Source organism: Protofrankia symbiont of Coriaria myrtifolia (assembly GCF_900634755.1).
In the GTDB taxonomy this organism is placed as follows: domain Bacteria; phylum Actinomycetota; class Actinomycetes; order Frankiales; family Frankiaceae; genus Protofrankia; species Protofrankia coriariae.
The window spans coordinates 15,194-31,795 of sequence record NZ_CAAAFS010000096.1; the positions used below are offsets into that span (position 1 = coordinate 15,194).

Genomic DNA, 16,602 nt, shown 5'->3' on the forward strand with positions numbered 1-16,602 from the left:
GAGTTTCCAACGGTGGACGTCCGCCCGCACGGTCGCGGGCGTCCACCGGAGAAAGTCCGCAGAGAATCCGTAGAGAAGAGGATCCGTGAGCGACGCTCCCGATCTGACGAATCTTGTCGACCTTGCCGCGGCCCGGTTCGGCGGGTCGGTGGTGGCCGTCAACGACGAGTTCTTCGCACTCGCCGAACGGATGCTGCTGCCCGAGCCGCCGATCGCCCGGCCGGGGGTGTTCACCGAGCGTGGCGCGTGGACGGACGGCTGGGAGACCCGCCGCCGCCGTGACCTGTACGGCTCGGACTGGGCGATCATCCGACTCGGCGCGCCCGGCGTGGTGCGCGCGGTGACCGTCGACACCTCCCACTTCACCGGGAACGCCCCGGAGTCGGTGGAGATCCACGGTGCCACCCTCGGTGGCTACCCGTCCGCGGCCGAGGTCGCCGAGGCATCGGTCAGCTGGGTCGCGCTGGTGCCCAGGACACCGGTCCAGGCCGACGCGGTCAACGTCCTGCCGGTCGTGCGGGCCGGCCACACCCGCGTCACGCACCTGCGGCTGACCATCCACCCGGACGGCGGGGTGGCGAGGCTGCGCGTGCACGGCACGGTGATCCCCGACCCGAGGCTGCTCGACCGCGTCACCTCCGACCTGGCCGCGGCCTATCTCGGCGGGGTGGTCATCGCGTGCAGCGACATGCACTACGGCGACCGGCACAACCTCAACGCCTCCGGCGAGGCCCGGGTGATGGGGGAGGGCTGGGAGACCCGCCGCCGCCGCGGCGTGGGCCACGAGTGGGCCGTGGTGCGGCTGGCCACCGCCGGTCAGGTGATCCGGGCGGAGGTCGACACCCGGCACTTCCACGGCAACGCGCCCCGGTCGGTGGCCCTGTGGGCGGCATCCGCCCCCGAACTGTTCGGCAACGACGAGGTCTCGTCGATAGAGAAAATCACCCGCTGGTACCCGCTGCTGCCGCAGGTGCGGGTGCAGCCCAACACCCGGCACCTGTTCGACCTGGAAGTCCCGGTGGAGGCCACCCACGTGCGGCTGGAGGCGTTCCCCGACGGTGGGCTGGCCCGGCTGCGCCTCATCGGCACCCCGATCCAGACCGGACGCCAGCAGCTGGCGATGCGCTGGTTCAACGCGCTGTCCCCGGGGGCGGCCCACGCCGAACTTTTGGGCTGCTGCGGCTCGGAGGACTGGGCCGCCGCGGTCGGCGACGGCCGGCCGTACCCGACGCTGGCCGCGCTGCTCGACGCGGCCAGTAAGCACTGGTGGCAGCTCACCGAGGCGGACTGGCTGGAGGCGTTCACCGCGCACCCCCGCATCGGGGAACGCGGCGCCCCGCTGCCCGCGCCGACCACGTCCACCCGGGCCACCCTGGCCGGGATGGACGCCCCGCGCCGGGAACAGGCCGCCCTGGACAACGCGAGCCTGGACCTCAAGGCGGCGCTGGTCGCCGGCAACCAGGAGTACGAGGACCGCTTCGGCTACATCTTCCTGGTGCGGGCTGCCGGCCGCAGCGCCGAGGAGATGCTGGGGCTGCTGCGGGAACGGCTGGGCAACGACCCGGCCACCGAGCTGCGGGTCGCGGCCGGCCAGCAGGCCGAGATCACCGAGCTGCGCCTGCGACGCCTGATCAGCGGCCCGTGACCTGCCGCCCGTGACCGGCGGCCCGGCCGCTGATGGCCACGGGCGCCGGCCCGGGCCAGGCCGCGCCACCCACCGGTACCGCGTGCGAATGAGCATGGTCGCTGACGGTGAGAGAGGCATGATGCGGGAGTGACTGTTTCCACGCATGTGCTCGACACCGCCACCGGGGAGCCGGCCGAAGGCATCCCGGTCCAGCTCGAACGAATAATCGTGGGCTTCGGCGGCGACGTCCGCGGCTGGCGGTTGGTGACGTCCGCTGTGACCGACAGTGATGGGCGGGTGCGGGATCTGCCGGTTGAGGGGCCGGGGGCGTGGCGCCTGGTGTTCGACACCACGTCCCGTTCGGCGTTCTTCCCGGAGGTCGTCATCACCTTCGTCGTGACCGACCCCGGGCAGCACCACCACGTCCCCCTGCTGCTGTCCCCCTACGGCTTCTCCGCCTACCGCGGCACCTGAGGCGTTCTATGCCAAAGTTGTTTGACTACTAAGAGTAGTCAATAACTTGAGCATGAACGAGCATTACGAGCCGAGCACCGCGTGTGCGGGCAGACCGCGGGGTGGACGATGTGATCGGATGCTCGTGATCGGATGCGCTCATCCAGATGGTCGGTGGGTTCCCGGTGGGAGCAGGGCGGCAGCGATGATCGTCCCGCGGGTCAGGTCGGTTGCGGCCAGGTCGGCGTCGTCGAGGAGGCCCACGTCCAGTGCCCGTCGGAGATGACCGGCCAGCGCGCGGGCGGTCGCGGGCTCGTCGGCGACCGGGCCGGCCGTTGCGACCGGGCCGGTCGCGGCCGCGGTGCCGGTGCCGGCCCAGCGGGACAGCCGGGCCAGGGCGGTGGGCAGGCCGGTGAGCAGACAGGACGCCACGGTCGCGTGCCGGGAGACCAGCTGCGCCGGGTGCAGGTCCCAGCCCTGGTAGAGCCCGCGCCGCCAGGCCCGGCGGATCAGCTCGGCGTGTCGCAGCCAGGCCGCGTGCACCGCGGCGCGGTCACCGACCGGCAACAGGTTGCACGACCCGTCCGCCACCCGTATCCCGGTCCCGGCCGCCGCGAGCTGCATGAGCGCGGTGGCGAGCTCCACCGACGGATGGTCACCGGCCTGGTGCTCGGCGCTGATCCCCAGCGCCGCCGAGTAGTCGTAGGTGCCCACGTGCAGGCCGGTGAGGCGGGGCCGGCCCGCCGCCACGACCGCCGGCAGCGCCAGCACCGCCGCCGGGGTCTCGACCTGCACCTCCAGCGGTACGGGGGCGAGCCCGAGGCGCCCTTCCAGCTCCGCGAGGACGGCGCCGAACACGCTCACCTGCTGTGGCGCGCTCACCTTCGGCAGGGTGATCACCAGCCCGGGCGGCGCGGCGGCGCTGCCACCCGCGGCGAGCGCGGTCAGGAAGCGGTCCAGGCTGCGCAGCCCACGGTCCCGGACGGCCGCGTCCAGCGACTTCGGCCGCAGCCCGTAGGACGCCGGGAGCCGGCCCGCGGCGGCGGCCGCGCGCAGCGCCTCGGCCGAGGCGACGGCGTGGGCGTCCTCCTCGGCGTTGGCGCGGACGCCGTACCCGTCCTCGAGATCCACCCGGAGGTCAGCGACCGGCGAGCCGGCGAGTACCCGGCGGACATGGGCGTGGACCCGTCCGGCCAGGATCGCCGGGACGCCGGTCGCCGCCGCCAGGTCGGACGGCTCGCCGGCGTGCGCGTCGAAGGCGGCCCGGGCTGCGGCGGCCCAGTCCTCGGCGACGGTCACGGTCACCTGGTCGGCCGGCACGTAGCAGGTGTGCACCGGCTGGGCGGTGCCCGGATCCCCGGGGAAGCGGGCGGCCAGCTCGGCGTCCAGCCCGGCGAGCGGCGCGGTCAGCGCGGCGGTCAGATCCGCCGGCAACGTCGGCATGTCCCCAGTCTCACACCGGCCAGCGCCGCTGCGGGGGGCTGACGGCGTACCTGGTGGCGACGTTTCGACCAGTACGGTGAGGAGGTGGGCGCGGGCGAAGACGGGCATGGGAGCGGTCGCCTACCGTCCCGACGGGTGTGGTCCGCGCGCGCGTGGTGGTGCCGTCCGAGGAATGGGCGCCGGCTGGGGGATGTCGGCCTGGTCGGTCAGGACCCGGACGTCCGCTTCAGCCTCGCCAACGAACGGACGTTCCTCGCGTGGATCCGCACGTCGCTCGCCCTGCTCGCGGGCGGCGTGGCGGTGGTCCAGGTCGTGCCCGAGTTCAGCGTCCCCGGTGCCCGGCATGTTCTGGGCGTGCCGCTGATCGTGCTCGGCACTACCGTTGCCGCGACCAGCTACCGACGATGGGTGATCGTCGAACGGGCGATGCGGGAGCGGCGGTCGCTGCCGGTTTCGGGACTGCCCCGGCTGCTCGCTGCCGGCGTGGCGCTGGTGAGCGCGGCTGCGCTGATCTTCGTGCTGGTCGCCAGCCGAGGGGCACGGTGAGCCCTGCCGACGGCAGCGCCGCCCCGGGCGGCCCCAGGGCCTGCGGCGATCGGCCGATGGTGCCGGACCGCGCCGCGGGGGAGACACAACCGGAGCGGACCTACCTGGCCTGGCAGCGCACCGGGTTCGCGTTCGTCGGCTTGGGGGCGTTGCTCCTGCATGTCTCCTACGGCCACGGGAATCGTCCGCTGGGATGGGCCGCCGGCGCGTGGGCGCTCGGCGCTGGAGCGGCGGCGTGGCTGATCGGATCGAGACGCCACCACCGGGGCATGGCCGATGCGGGCAGCCGCTGGACGAGCCCGGCCGGAGCGCTCCGATGCGTGGCGCTGGCGGCTGTGGTGTCCGGTCTGGCTGCCCTCGCGTTCGTGCTGAGCTGAGCCCCGGTCGCGGACGGGAACCTGTGGATTCCGCGACAGCTACCTCGACTCGACCGCTCAGCCGGACGCACGGCCGTGGAAGTGCTCACTGGATCTCCTGCCGCCTTCCCGGTTGCACTGTCCGGTCGTCTCGCGGATGCCGCCGCCACCTGCCACACCACGGCCGGTACCAAAGCTCATCATACTAGCTATCATGCTAGCTAGTATGATAGCTAGTATGATGGTCGGTGAGGAGGGCGGATGCTCGACGCCGAGCTTGCGGAGATCGTCGACAACCTTCGCGCCATCGGTGCGGACATCGCGGATGTGGAGGTGAAGAAGGCGCAGGGTGGGCTGCCGAAGTCGCTGCGTGCGACCCTCTCAGGGTTCGCCAACACGCGAGGCGGCATGATCGTTCTTGGTCTGGACGAAACTCGAGGCTTCGCCGCGACAGGACTTCCCGATCCAGCGAGGCTTGCCGCTGATCTCGGCTGCATGTGTGCCGAGGACATGGAGCCTCCGTTGCGGCCGCTGATCAAGATTCATGACTTCGAGGGTGCCCAGGTTCTGGTCGCCGAGGTTCCCGAGCTCGACCCCGCTCAGAAGCCCTGCTACTCGCGTGGGGCCGGCATCACCAAGGGCAGCTACGTCAGAGTGGGCGACGGAGATCGTCGACTGTCGGCCTATGAGGTCCAGATGATGCTGTCCGCACGCGGTCAGCCCCGTGAGGACGAGCAGCCCGTCCATGGCGCCAGTCTTGATCATCTAGATGCGGTCGGCGTCGACGCGCTGATCGCACGACTGAGGATCAGCAGGCCATATGCGTTCCAGGATCTTGACCGGCTGGCGGTACTGCGCCGGGCCAAGGTGCTTGTGTCCGGAGACGGCGGCGATGATGTGGTCTCGCTGGGCGGGCTGCTTGCGCTGGGCAGGTATCCACAGGAGCATTTCCCGCAACTCGTGGTCACTTTCGTCCACTACCCGACCGAGACCGGCGGCCGGTCCACCGAGAGATTCCTGGATAATGTGACATTGGAAGGCCCGGTCCCGGTCATGGTCCGCGACACACTGGCGGTCGTCCGCCGGAACATGTCTCGCCGGGCGGTCATCGCGGGTGCGGGCCGGCAGGACGTCTGGGAGTATCCCGAGACCGCGCTGCGCGAAGTCATCGTCAACGCCCTGGTCCATCGTGACCTGTCCAGTGGCGCCCGAGGTACCCAGGTCCAGGTCGAGATGTACCCCGATCGCCTGGTGGTCCGTAATCCTGGTGGGCTTTTCGGTCCCGTCACGGTCGACAGCCTTGGTGAGGAGGGCATCTCCTCGGCCCGTAACGCCGCACTTATCAAGATTCTCGAAGACATACCACTGCCTGGTGAGACCCGCACTGTCTGTGAGAATCGTGGGTCGGGCATTCGCGCCATGCTCGACTCGCTGCTTGCCGCGGGCATGAGCCCGCCGGATTTCGACGACAGAATTTCGTCTTTCGCCGTCGTTCTGCCCAACCACACCTTGCTGAGTGAGGAGGCCGTCGGTTGGATCAGCGGGTTGGAGGAAAAGGGCCTGACCGACAGCCAGTGCATCGCGCTTGCGCTTCTGCGCCAGGATGGCCTCCTCGACAACCGCGCCTACCGCGACGCGACTGGCGTCGACTCCCGCGTCGCCACCAGCGAACTGCAGGATCTGGTCGCTCGTGAACTCGTCACGCAGATCGGAAGCCGCCGCTGGGCCAGATACGAGCTGTCCTGGCGAACGGCGCCGGCGAAAAGCCGGTCCGCCCGGGCCGACCGCAGACCGGAACTGCTCCTCGCCCTCGGCAGCAGGGCTCTTTCACGCTCCGAGCTCGTCACACGAACCGGTCTTGGTGATCAGGCCATCCTCCGGTGGCTGAAAATCATGCGAGAAGAAGGCCTGGTCGAAATCGTCGGCAGCAGCTCTAGGAGCAGACATGTGCGCTACCGTCGCACACGCCAGGGCCAGCTTTTCCGCCCCGAAGATACAGATCGTGACTGATCACTCCCACGCGTAGGTCTGTTACGCAGGTCCGTAAGGCGGACCGCGGGCGGTGGCGATCGCCGGAGGTGACGGCACGCCTCACTGGCGGCCCGATCCTCGACGACGCTCGCGGCCATCCGGCACGTAGCAGGTGTGCACCGGTACGGCGGTGCTCGGATCTCCCGGGAAGCACGCGGCCGGCTTGGTGTCCAGACCGGTGAGCGGCGGGGTCAGTGTAGCGGTCACATCCTCCGGCAGCGTCGGCATGCCCCCGGTCTCACCCCGGCCCGGTCCCCGTCCACCGCGGGAGCTGCTGTCGAGTGGGGCGCCAGCGGGTGCGGAACGTGTGCGGATGTGCTGGCAGAACTTGTACTGGTAGCTTCGCAGAACATGTACTTACAGGCCCGCAATTTATGTACTGACAGCCCCGCAGACTGTGTAGTGTCGCTGTATGGCCACGTCAAGGTATGTCCCACGGATCGCCGACGGGCGCCTGGCAGGCCTTCTCGCCGAGTTGCCCGCTGTCATGGTCACCGGCCCGCGCGCGGCAGGGAAGACGACGTCCGCCCGGCGAGTTGCCGGAGACGTTCTGCGGCTGGACGACCCCGCGGTCGCCGCGGCGGTCGCCGCGGATCCAGACGTGGCGCTGCGCCGCGCCCATGAGCCTGTCCTCCTTGACGAGTGGCAGGAGGTGCCGGCGGTCCTGGGTGCGGTCAAGCGGGCAGTCGATGACGACCCTCGTCCCGGCCGGTTCCTTCTCACGGGTAGCGTCGAAGCCGACTTCACCACGCGCCAGTGGCCCGGGACGGGGCGTGTCGTCCGGCTGGTGCTGCACGGGCTCACCGAACGGGAGATCACCCGCTCCATCGATCAGCCGGGCCTGCTCGATCTGCTGCTGGGCCCGGACATCTCGCGCCTGAGCATTGCCGGTACACCCCCGAGCCTGGACGACTACGTCGACCTCGCGTTGAGGAGCGGCTTCCCCGAAGCCGCGCTGAACCTGAGCGCACCCGCGCGGCTCGCCTGGCTGGACGCCTATGTCGATCATGTCGTCACCCGGGACGTGCTAGCGGCGGGGAAACAGCGTGATCCCGTCCGGCTACGCCGTTACCTCGAAGTTCTCGGACTCGCGACAGCAGGGCTTCCCGGCGAGGGCACGCTTTACCAGGCCGCCGACATCAACCAGCGGACCGCGGACGCCTACGACCGGATTCTGACTGCCCTCTACCTGATCGATCTCGTTCCGGCGTGGTCGACGAACCGTCTGAACAGGCTGACCAAACGGGCAAAGCGGTACCTGGCCGATCCCGCGTTCGCGCTCGCCGCCGCCCGGGTGGACGAGCGGAGTGTGCTGCGTGACGGAGACCTGCTCGGCGGAATGCTCGACACCTTCGTCGTCGCTCAGCTCCGACCGGAGGTGACCCTTCTCCACCCACGTGCCCGGCTGCACCACCTCCGCTCCCGTGACGGTCAGGAGGTCGATGTCGTCATAGACCTCGGAGGAGGCCAGGCGATCGCGATTGAGATCAGGGCGTCCTCGGCGCCGACGGTTCGGGACGCCCGCCACCTCGTGTGGCTCCGTGACCATCTCGGCCAGGGCTTCCGCGCGGGAGTCGTGTTCCACACCGGTCCGATGCCTTTCGAGCTCGGCGACCGGATCTGGGCGCTGCCCATCTGCGCTCTGTGGGCGGCCCGAGCGGGATAGCCGGGCCCGGCGCCGGCGCCGGCGTGCCCGTGGTCGCGACGTGTTCCGGAAGCCGGATCGTGAACTGGTCGGCTGCTTCCGACGATGCCGCTGAACGCACGGTGGGGAGCGTTCGCCTGCCAGGCGGACCCGATTTTCAACGTCATGGCTCCGCTCATCGACATCCTTTCTCGGCCGGGAATCCGTGTGGTCGTCCGGGATTTTCCGGCGGACGTGTGCCGAGGATGGGCCAGGATGACATGCCCATCGGGCATCCAGGTGGATCGGCCCGGGAACCGTCCGGTATGTAAGCGGTTGTACGCTCTGGGTTGATGGGCCCGAACCCTGCCCACGTCCTGCCGCCGCAGACTCTGCTGCCACAGATCTTGGCGTCACAGATCCTGGTGCCGCGGATGCGGCCGGGCTGGCCGGCTCGTCCTCCGCACTTCGTCGGATGGATATGTGCATGTGCCCTGGTGAGATGTTGTCGGCGATCGACGCGACCGCCCCACGGTGCGTTTCACGCTTGTCTGGCAGCAGCCGACAGGCTGCCCGATGAGCGAGCGAACGGCCATCTCCCGAAGCCGGGAGGAACCGGTCCGGCGGCTGATGAAGGAGTGCCTGGACCGTTCCGACGAGGCGCGGAACCGCGACCTGCCGATTGTCCTGCTGCTCGGGCCCCCGGGCATCGGCCGGAGCGCCGTGCTCGACGAGATCGAACGATGGTGCGCGGCCGTGCCGCACGTCCGGCTGAATCTGGGCGGAACGGGACGGCAGCCGGCGCCGGGGCGTGACATCTCCCCGGCCCGCGAGATCCTGGTCCGGACCGCTTTCGGTCTTGCCGGGAAGGTGCCCGGTTATCGGCGTATCACTTTCGACCGGCTGTACACCTGCCTGCTCATCCTGGCCAGCGAGCTGGAGATGAACGATCGCATCCAGACCCTGTACCAGATCACCAGGCTGCTGCGCGACCGGACCTGGGCGGAGCGCAACCGTGACGACATCATCAGGATTGTCAGCCCCGTGCTCGCCTCGTTGGAACTGCCGGATGTGGCGTCCGCCGCGGTGACCGTCCTCGCCTCCATGCAGTGGCGGGCCCGGCTGGGCGGTCGGCGGACATGGCCCTTCCAACGGGCGGAGCGCTCGCGGCGGACCGCCGAGCCGATCAGCCCGGACGCCCTGGCCGACCTGGTCGCGCTCCAGGGCGCCGACGACGAGTCGCGCCAGGAGGTGGAGCGGCTGCTGGTGAAGATGTTCCTCGCCGATCTGTACGACAGTTTCGCTGCCGGCCGGCAGGCCGGCAGCGACCTTTTCAACTGCGTTCTGCTGCTGGACAACGTCCACCATTCCCCCGGCGGCAGGGAGTTTCTTCACCTGCTCGTGGAGGAACGCCATCAACGGGCTTCGGAGGGCGCCGGCACCTGCGATCCACTGGTCGTGATCGCAGCCAGCCGGGGGTGGAACCCGGTCCGCGACGGCACCCCGGGGGGCCGGATACGCCCGCTCGACGCGGCGGGTTACGCGGACTGGGCCCGCGGCCGGCGCGCGGACGCGCACGAAGCGGGGTCATGGTGGTATCGGTGGAATTACCCGACCTCACGGCGAACGACGTCAGCCTGCTGGTCAGACGCGCAGACCTGCCCGACCGGTGGCGCCGGCTGGCAACGGACCTCCATCGCGTCACCGACGGTCATCCAGGAACGGCCAGCCATGTTCTGCGAGGGTTACGGATCGTCGCCCGTCGGCGTCCACCGGAACAGGCGGAGGAGAACAGCCGCTGCCTGTTGGAAATCGAAAGCGGGGAGCGCGGGCCCGGCGCCGCGCGCCGCACGCTCGGCAGGGATGCTCTGGACCACTGGCTCGCCCCTTTCACGGAGCTCCAGCGGAAGATGCTGGTCACCTGTGCCGCACCACAGGGTATCGAGCCCAGTTCGATACATGCGGCGCTGGGCCGGACGTCCGATATCCAGCATCGGCAGGCCCTGTTACAGAATCTTCAGGAGAACATGTGCACGCGGGAGACCGCCGGCAGGCCGGTGCTCCGCCCGGTGCTGCGGCGCCTGTTGTTGCAGGACCTGCGCGCCCGTCCCGATGACGACCGGGACAGCTGGCGGAACGTCCACCGTCGGATGCGGGACCATTACCGGCAGCCTCGACCGGGCGGCGGCCCGGGACATGTGACGGCGGCGCTTTACCACGAACTCGCCATCGATGAGCTGACCCCGGTCGTGGAGCATGTACGGGCCAGCCTGGCGACGATATCGCCCGACGGGCGGTGGGACGGCCACCAGTGGTGGAACGAGCTGGCCGGGATTACCCGGGCACCGCTGTCGCCGACGGCCATGGCCGCGCTGGCCACGTCCAATCCCATGGAGGAACTGGGGCCGTGGTGGCGCGGGGGACCGGACGTCCATGTCGCTCGCCTCGTACTGGCCCGTTGGCTGGCCACCGAGCCGTCCGCCCACGAGTCCGTACTTCACGAAGCCCAGATTCCGGGCGCTCTCAACGCGTTGGCCGTGGTTCCGGAATACGAGCATGCCTACAATTTTCTGCTGAATCTGGCGTGGCGATATCAGCGCGGCGAACGACCGGCCGACCGCACTGACCCGGAGGTGTGATCCGCGACCATGCCCAACAACAGCCGACCCCGTTGGCGGCGACGCTTCCAGCGTCACGAGCCGGAGCCCGGTGTCATCACCCCGCCCGTGATCAGGACGCGGCGGCGCCGCACGTTCATCCTGCTGGGGGCCGCCCTGGTAGTTCTGCTCGGGGTGCTCGCTTTTGTCTTCGTGCCGCCGGTGCTGTCGGATGACTGCGGTGCGGGTGTGGTGCGTCACGACGGCGAATGTGTCGGGGTCACCGACGGCGGTTACATTTTCGCTCGGGAGCTCGGGAGCTCGGGGACGTCGAAAAAGCGATCAGAGAAGAAAACGACTGGGTCGCGAAGCGGCACGACCGGGTGAGCGTGTCCGTCGCCTACGTCTTCCCGCTGCGGCTCGACGGTACGGACGTCTCCGACGTGCGGTCGATCCGGCGTGACCTGGAAGGAGCGTTCGCCGCCCAGTACGCCGCCAACCACGACACCGCGACCGAGCAGCCGCTGATCCGGCTGCTGCTGGCCAACACGGGCACCGACGGCGCCAGGTGGGAGCCGGTCGTCGACGCTCTCGCGAAACGTGTCGCCGGGAAGGACCGTCTGGTGGCGACGGCCGGCCTCGGGCCGAGCCTGGGCGCCACTCGAGACGCGATCCGCCGGCTCGGGGAGCTGGGCATTCCGCAGATCAGCGCCACCATGACGTCGGACGACCTGGTGGAGATCCCGACGCTGCGGCGGGTCGCCCCGCCGAACCACGTCGAGGTGGCAGCCGTCATCGACCACGCGCGAAGGACGGGCAACCGGGCGATGCTGGTCCAGGACACGAATCCCGACGATCTCTACCCCAGGACCCTTGCCGACACCTTCAGCAGCAGGTATCCGGACACGGTGAACCATCTTGTCGGTCAGGTCGAACAATACAATTCGAAACTGGGCGCGACGGCCACGACATTTGTCCAGATGCTGCCGAACATCTGCAACGAACGACCCGGTATCGTGTATTTCGCCGGCCGGTCCTCGGAACTCAAGGACTTCCTCAAGGTACTGGCCAGGCGTAACTGCGGGGATGACCACATCACGGTGCTGACCGGTGACGACACCACCGGCCTTGAGGGCGACAGGTCGCTCGACCAGGCGCTGGCCGCGAACATCAGTGTCATGTTCACCGCGCTCGCGCATCCGGGCGCCTGGCAGGCCCCGGACAGCGGTTCCTTCTTCAACCGGACGACAGTCGCTCGATTTCAGGACCCCGCCGGCGTTTTCCACCGGAGTTTCCCCAACGAGTCGCTGGACGACGGTGAGGTGATAATGTCGCACGATGCCGTCCTGGTGGCCGTCACCGCGATCAGGCAGGCGGCCATCGGCGGCCATCTCCAGGTCACCCCGGCCGATGTCGAGCAGACCCTGAACCGGTTGCACGGCAGCCTGAAGGTCGCCGGGGCCAGCGGCTACCTCTCCTTCGACAACGCCGGAAGCCCGACGGGGAAGCCGATACCGCTGCTCGAGCTCACCCCGGGCGGGATGCTGGCCTTCCGGGAGCTGTTGCCGCCGCCGGCGGCCTGACGGCGCACCGTGGACGCCTGAACGGCCATGGCCGTAACCGCCCGTTCGGCAGCGGAGCCACCTGCCGGAGGGACGGTGTCATGTACCGTTGCCGGTGTCCTTGGCGCCAGCGTGACCTATCACCGTCCCGGCCCGGTCGATGACGATCACCTCGACCCGCACGGCCGCCCCGCGCAGCACGTCGAGCGCGGTGCGGCAGGCGTCCGCCGCGATGAGGTCGCCGAGCGGGACGCCGGCGGCCAGGCAGGCCCGCAGCGCGCCCAGCGCGGTGTTCGCCGTCTCGACTCGCCTGGCGAGTTCCGCGTCGCCGCCGGCGGCGCGGGCCAGCGCCGCGAGGGCGGCCAGGTCGACCTGGGAGCGCCCGGAGTGCAGGTCGAGATGACCGGCGGCGAGCTTGGCGAGCTTGCCGACGCCGCCGACGATGGTCAGGTGCGGGATCGGGTGGCGGCGCAGGTACTTCAGTACGGCGCCGGCGAAGTCGCCCATGTCGAGCAGTGCGTCGTCGGGCAGGCCGTGCAGCCGGCGGGCCACCTCCTCGGAGGTGCTGCCGGTGCAGGCCGCGACATGCCGGTGGCCGGCGGCGCGGGCCACGTCGATGCCGCGCCGGATGCTGTCGATCCACGCCGAGCAGGAGTAGGGCACGACGATGCCGGTGGTGCCGAGGATCGACAGGCCGCCGATGATGCCCAGCCGCGGGTTCCAGGTGTGTCGCGCGATCTCGGCCCCGTTGTCGACCCCGATCGTGATCTCCACGTCGACGTCCACGGCACCGTCCGTGTCGCCGTGGGCGGTGTTGCCGTGGACGGTGTTGGCGGTGTTGGTGTTGGCGATGTTGGTGTGGGCGGCGGCGACCACCGCCATCGCGGCACGCATCATCCGTCGCGGCACCGGGTTGATGGCCGGCTCGCCGACGGCCAGCGGCAGGCCGGGCCGGGTGACCGTGCCGACTCCCGGGCCGGCGCGGAACACCACACCGGCCCGGGGCGCGGCCGGTCGGACGCGGGCGTGCACGAGGGCACCGTGGGTGACGTCTGGGTCGTCACCGGCGTCCTTGACGACGGCGGCGGTGGCGGCGCCGGACGTCAGCTCCTCCCGGGCCAGGGCGAAGGCCGGCCGCTGACCACCCGGCAGGGTGATCGTCACCGGGTCGGGGAACTCACCGGTGAGCAGCGCGGTGTAGGCGGCGGTGGCCGCGGCCGTGGCGCAGGCGCCGGTCGTCCAGCCGTAGCGCAGCTCGCCGGCCTGGCGGCTCCCACGGCGCCCGGCGGGCTCCGTCCCGCTCATAGCCGTCCCGCTCGTAGCCGTCCCGCTCGTAGCCGTCCCGCCAGGCCTGGCCGTCTTACCAGGTCAGGACGGGCGGGCCGGCGATGAGCGGGCGGGTGCTGGTGCTCGGTGGCACCGCGGAGGGCCGGCGGCTCACGGAGAAGCTGGCCGAACTGCCCGGCGTGGAGGTGGTCTACTCGATCGCGGGCCGGGTGGCCGCGCCCGCCCTGCCCACGGCGGCACAGATCCGGGTGGGCGGGTTCGGCGGCGTGGACGGCCTCACGTCCTACCTGCGGGATGCCGGGATCGCCGCGGTGATCGACGCGACCCATCCCTACGCCGCGCTGATGACCTCCGCTGCGATTACAGGGAGTAAGGCGGCCGCGGTGCCGCTGCTGGTCGTGCGCCGGCCGGGCTGGCCGGAGACGGATGGCGACGACTGGCACCGGGTGCCGTCGCTGGCCGCCGCCGCGGCCGCCCTGGGCGGCTTCGGGGAGCGGGTGTTCCTGACCACGGGCCGGTCCGGGATCGCCGCGTTCGCCGGATCGGATCGGCACTGGTTCCTCCTGCGTTCGATCGAGGCGCCGTCACCCCCGATGCCGGCGCGGATGGACGTCCTGCTCGAACGTGGCCCGTTCACGGTAGAGGGGGAGACGGCGCTGATGCGCGGGCATCGGATCGACGTCGTCGTCACCAAGAACAGCGGCGGCCTGCTGACCGCGGCGAAACTGGTCGCCGCGCGTCACCTGGGCCTGCCGGTGCTGATGGTGGACCGGCCGCCGCTGCCGCCCGGCACGCCGGCCGTGGCCACCGTCGAGGACGCCGTCGCCTGGCTCACCCGACTGGTCGGGGCGACCGACCGGTCATGCACCGGGTGACGACATCGGATGAAGACGCGGGGTGACGACCGTCCGCCGGTTGTCGCCGAGGGTCCCCGACCTGGCCGCCCAGCCGGACTGGTTGGCCCGGTCAGCCGGTGTCGGGGCGTCGGACCGGCCGGCTTGGCACTCGTCCGGTACGGCGTTCGGCTGGCGTGGTCATTCGTTCTCGCTCGCGATCGCGTTGACGGCCGCCGCGGCCATGGCGCTGCCGCCGCGGCGGCCGTGCACGACGAGGTGCTCCAGCCTGCTGGGATGCTCCGCCAGGGCCCGTTTCGACTCGGCGGCTCCGATGAACCCGACCGGGACGCCGATCACCGCCGCGGGCCGGCCGGCGCCGGACTCGACGAGCTCGAGCAGCCGGAACAGCGCTGTCGGGGCGTTGCCCACGGCGACCACAGCGCCGTCGAGACGGTCCCGCCAGAGGTCCACCGCGGCGGCGGTGCGGGTCGTGGCGAGCTGGTGGGCGAGGCCCGGTACCCGGGAGTCGGACAGCGTGCAGATCACCGGGTTGTCCGCGGGCAGCCGGGCGCGGGTGACGCCCGCGGCGACCATCCGGGTGTCGCACAGGACAGGTGCTCCCGCGAGCAACGCGGCTCTGGCCGCGTTCACCACGCCGGGTGAGTAGGCCAGGTCGGCCACCAGATCGACCATTCCACAGGAATGGATCATCCGGACGGCGGTGCGGGCGACGCCGTCGGGCAGGCCGGTGAGGTTCGCCTCGGCCCGGATCGTGGCGAACGAGCGGCGGTAGATCTCGGCGCCGTCACGGACGTAGTCGCTCACCGGCCGCCCTGCGCGGTCGGGAGCCACCCGGTGAGCCAGCCGTGGCCCGGTGAGGCAGATCGGCAGCGGGTGTCCGCCACAGCCAGCAGGTCCGGGACAACGGCTGCGCGTCCGGTGGTGAGTGTCACGGCTGCGATTGTGTCGTATCTGGACTGTTGTTGTGTTCCGGGGCCGGCTGCCTCCCCGGCGCGGGGCCGGCGGGGCCGGCGGTCTTGGTCACGGACCACTGGGTGACCGGCAGCATCGGCCGCCAGCCGGTGAAACCGCCGACCGGCGCGGCGCGGGCCACCGCCAGCCGGACGAGGTCGCCGCCGTGGCTGGCGTGCCAGCCGGCCAGCACGGCCTCCGACTCGACGGTGACCGCGTTGGCCACCAGTCGGCCGCCCGGCGGGAGCGCGGCCCAGCAGCGCTCGAGCACACCGGCGGTCGTGAGCCCGCCGCCGACGAACACGGCGTCCGGTGTGGGCAGGCCGGCGAGCGCCGCGGGGGCAGGGGAGCCGACGACACGCAGGCCAGGGGCGCCCAGCGCGTCCGCGTTGCGCAGGATCCGCGCGACCCGGTCGGGCTGGGGCTCCACGGCGACCGCCCGGCACGCCGGATGCGTGCGCATCCACTCGATCGCGATGCTGCCGGAGCCCGCGCCCACGTCCCACAGGAGCTGGCCCGGGGCCGGGCCGAGCCTGGCGAGCGTGACCGCCCGCACCTCCCGCTTGGTGAGCTGGCCGTCGTGCTCGAACGCGCCGTCGGGCAGGCCGGCCGTCCGAGGCAGATGGTCGGCGTCGGGCCCGGGCACGCATTCCACGGCGACCAGGTTCAGGTCGGCCACCCCGTCGCCGCGCTTCCCGCTGTGCTGCCCGCCGCCGGGCTCGTCACTGCCGCACCAGGACGCGGCGGTGCCGGCGCGGGCGCGCTCGTCGTCCGCACCGAGGTTCTCCAGGACGGTGAACGGGCTGCCGCCGTAGCCGCGGCCCACCAGCAGGCCGGCGAGCGCCGCCGGGCCGTGGCCGTCCGCGCACAGCACGATCAGCCGGCGGCCGGGCTGCACGGCCGGGTGCACGGCGCTGAGCGGACGCCCGACCAGGCTCACCACGTCGACGGCGTCCATCGCCCAGCCGAGCCGGGCGCAGGCGAGCGACACCGAGGACGGATGGGGCAGCACCCGCACCCGCCGCGCGCCGAGCAGCCGCACCAGCGTCGTGCCCAGGCCGAAGAACATCGGGTCGCCGCTGGCCAGGCAGCACACGCGGGCGCCGGCGTGCTCGGCGAGCAGCCCCGGCAGCGCCGGCACCAACGGCGTGGGCCACTCGACCCGACGGCCCCCCACATCGGCGGGTACCAGCCCCAACTGCCGCCGGCTGCCCATCAGCACCTGCCCGGCCCGCAGCGCCTCCCGGGCCGCCTCGGTGAGCCCACCC

The 16,602-nt window shown here is 71.1% G+C and carries 14 protein-coding genes; 10 read left to right on the forward strand and 4 right to left on the reverse strand.

The genetic code is table 11. From position 1 onward, the window contains the following. Nucleotides 1-85 precede the first annotated feature (85 nt). Nucleotides 86-1,645: an allantoicase gene (locus tag CM1CMNOD_RS05485; RefSeq protein ID WP_013872671.1), complete on the forward strand. Its 1,560-nt coding sequence runs from the start codon at nucleotides 86-88 to the stop codon at nucleotides 1,643-1,645. Between the two features lie 129 nt (nucleotides 1,646-1,774). Beyond that, nucleotides 1,775-2,101 carry a hydroxyisourate hydrolase gene (uraH, locus tag CM1CMNOD_RS05490; RefSeq protein ID WP_013872672.1) on the forward strand — a complete coding sequence of 109 codons (327 nt, stop codon included), beginning with the start codon at nucleotides 1,775-1,777 and terminating at the stop codon, nucleotides 2,099-2,101. Nucleotides 2,102-2,239: 138 nt separating this feature from the next. On the opposite strand, the gene CM1CMNOD_RS05495 is transcribed toward uraH, so the two are convergent. Next, nucleotides 2,240-3,523: a DUF6986 family protein gene (locus CM1CMNOD_RS05495; RefSeq protein WP_013872673.1), complete on the reverse strand. Its 1,284-nt coding sequence runs from the start codon at nucleotides 3,521-3,523 to the stop codon at nucleotides 2,240-2,242. Nucleotides 3,524-3,658: 135 nt separating this feature from the next. On the opposite strand from CM1CMNOD_RS05495, the gene CM1CMNOD_RS05500 reads away from it, so the two are divergent. The 7 genes from CM1CMNOD_RS05500 to CM1CMNOD_RS05535 all read left to right on the forward strand — a co-directional run bounded on the left by CM1CMNOD_RS05500 (nucleotide 3,659) and on the right by CM1CMNOD_RS05535 (nucleotide 12,260). Then, entirely contained in the window at nucleotides 3,659-4,069 is a 411-nt protein-coding gene (locus tag CM1CMNOD_RS05500) for a YidH family protein (protein ID WP_013872674.1), read from the forward strand. Continuing rightward, nucleotides 4,066-4,446 carry a DUF202 domain-containing protein gene (locus CM1CMNOD_RS05505; protein WP_013872675.1) on the forward strand — a complete coding sequence of 127 codons (381 nt, stop codon included), beginning with the start codon at nucleotides 4,066-4,068 and terminating at the stop codon, nucleotides 4,444-4,446. The genes CM1CMNOD_RS05500 and CM1CMNOD_RS05505 overlap by 4 nt, the downstream gene beginning before the upstream one ends. Nucleotides 4,447-4,686: 240 nt before the next feature. Beyond that, on the forward strand, nucleotides 4,687-6,435 hold the full coding sequence (locus CM1CMNOD_RS05510) for an ATP-binding protein (RefSeq protein ID WP_013872676.1): 1,749 nt from the start codon (nucleotides 4,687-4,689) through the stop codon (nucleotides 6,433-6,435). A gap of 433 nt (nucleotides 6,436-6,868) precedes the next feature. Beyond that, entirely contained in the window at nucleotides 6,869-8,122 is a 1,254-nt protein-coding gene (locus tag CM1CMNOD_RS05520; RefSeq protein ID WP_013872677.1) for an ATP-binding protein, read from the forward strand. A 534-nt stretch (nucleotides 8,123-8,656) separates the two neighbouring features. Beyond that, nucleotides 8,657-10,282: a hypothetical protein gene (locus CM1CMNOD_RS05525; protein WP_131772242.1), complete on the forward strand. Its 1,626-nt coding sequence runs from the start codon at nucleotides 8,657-8,659 to the stop codon at nucleotides 10,280-10,282. After that, a complete protein-coding gene (locus tag CM1CMNOD_RS05530; RefSeq protein WP_043603071.1) occupies nucleotides 10,279-10,719 on the forward strand; it encodes a hypothetical protein in 441 nt (146 codons plus the stop codon). The genes CM1CMNOD_RS05525 and CM1CMNOD_RS05530 overlap by 4 nt, the downstream gene beginning before the upstream one ends. A 341-nt stretch (nucleotides 10,720-11,060) precedes the next feature. After that, nucleotides 11,061-12,260, forward strand: a complete 1,200-nt coding sequence (locus tag CM1CMNOD_RS05535; RefSeq protein WP_050803349.1) for a hypothetical protein — start codon at nucleotides 11,061-11,063, stop codon at nucleotides 12,258-12,260. 78 nt (nucleotides 12,261-12,338) lie between these two features. Here CM1CMNOD_RS05535 and CM1CMNOD_RS05540 read toward each other — a convergent pair whose 3' ends face one another. Further along, on the reverse strand, nucleotides 12,339-13,544 hold the full coding sequence (locus CM1CMNOD_RS05540; RefSeq protein WP_013872678.1) for a cobalt-precorrin-5B (C(1))-methyltransferase: 1,206 nt from the start codon (nucleotides 13,542-13,544) through the stop codon (nucleotides 12,339-12,341). An 83-nt stretch (nucleotides 13,545-13,627) separates the two neighbouring features. Between CM1CMNOD_RS05540 and CM1CMNOD_RS05545 the strand changes: the two genes are divergently transcribed. Then, nucleotides 13,628-14,401, forward strand: coding sequence for a cobalt-precorrin-6A reductase (locus CM1CMNOD_RS05545; RefSeq protein ID WP_013872679.1), 774 nt, complete (start codon nucleotides 13,628-13,630; stop codon nucleotides 14,399-14,401). 159 nt (nucleotides 14,402-14,560) lie between these two features. Here the strand turns inward: CM1CMNOD_RS05545 and CM1CMNOD_RS05550 are convergent, their stop codons facing one another. Together CM1CMNOD_RS05550 and cbiE are read right to left on the reverse strand one after the other, a co-directional pair. Further along, a complete protein-coding gene (locus CM1CMNOD_RS05550) occupies nucleotides 14,561-15,187 on the reverse strand; it encodes a precorrin-8X methylmutase (RefSeq protein WP_013872680.1) in 627 nt (208 codons plus the stop codon). 124 nt (nucleotides 15,188-15,311) lie between these two features. After that, nucleotides 15,312-16,602: precorrin-6y C5,15-methyltransferase (decarboxylating) subunit CbiE (gene cbiE / locus CM1CMNOD_RS05555; protein ID WP_131773869.1), on the reverse strand; the 1,291-nt coding region annotated here is incomplete at its 5' end.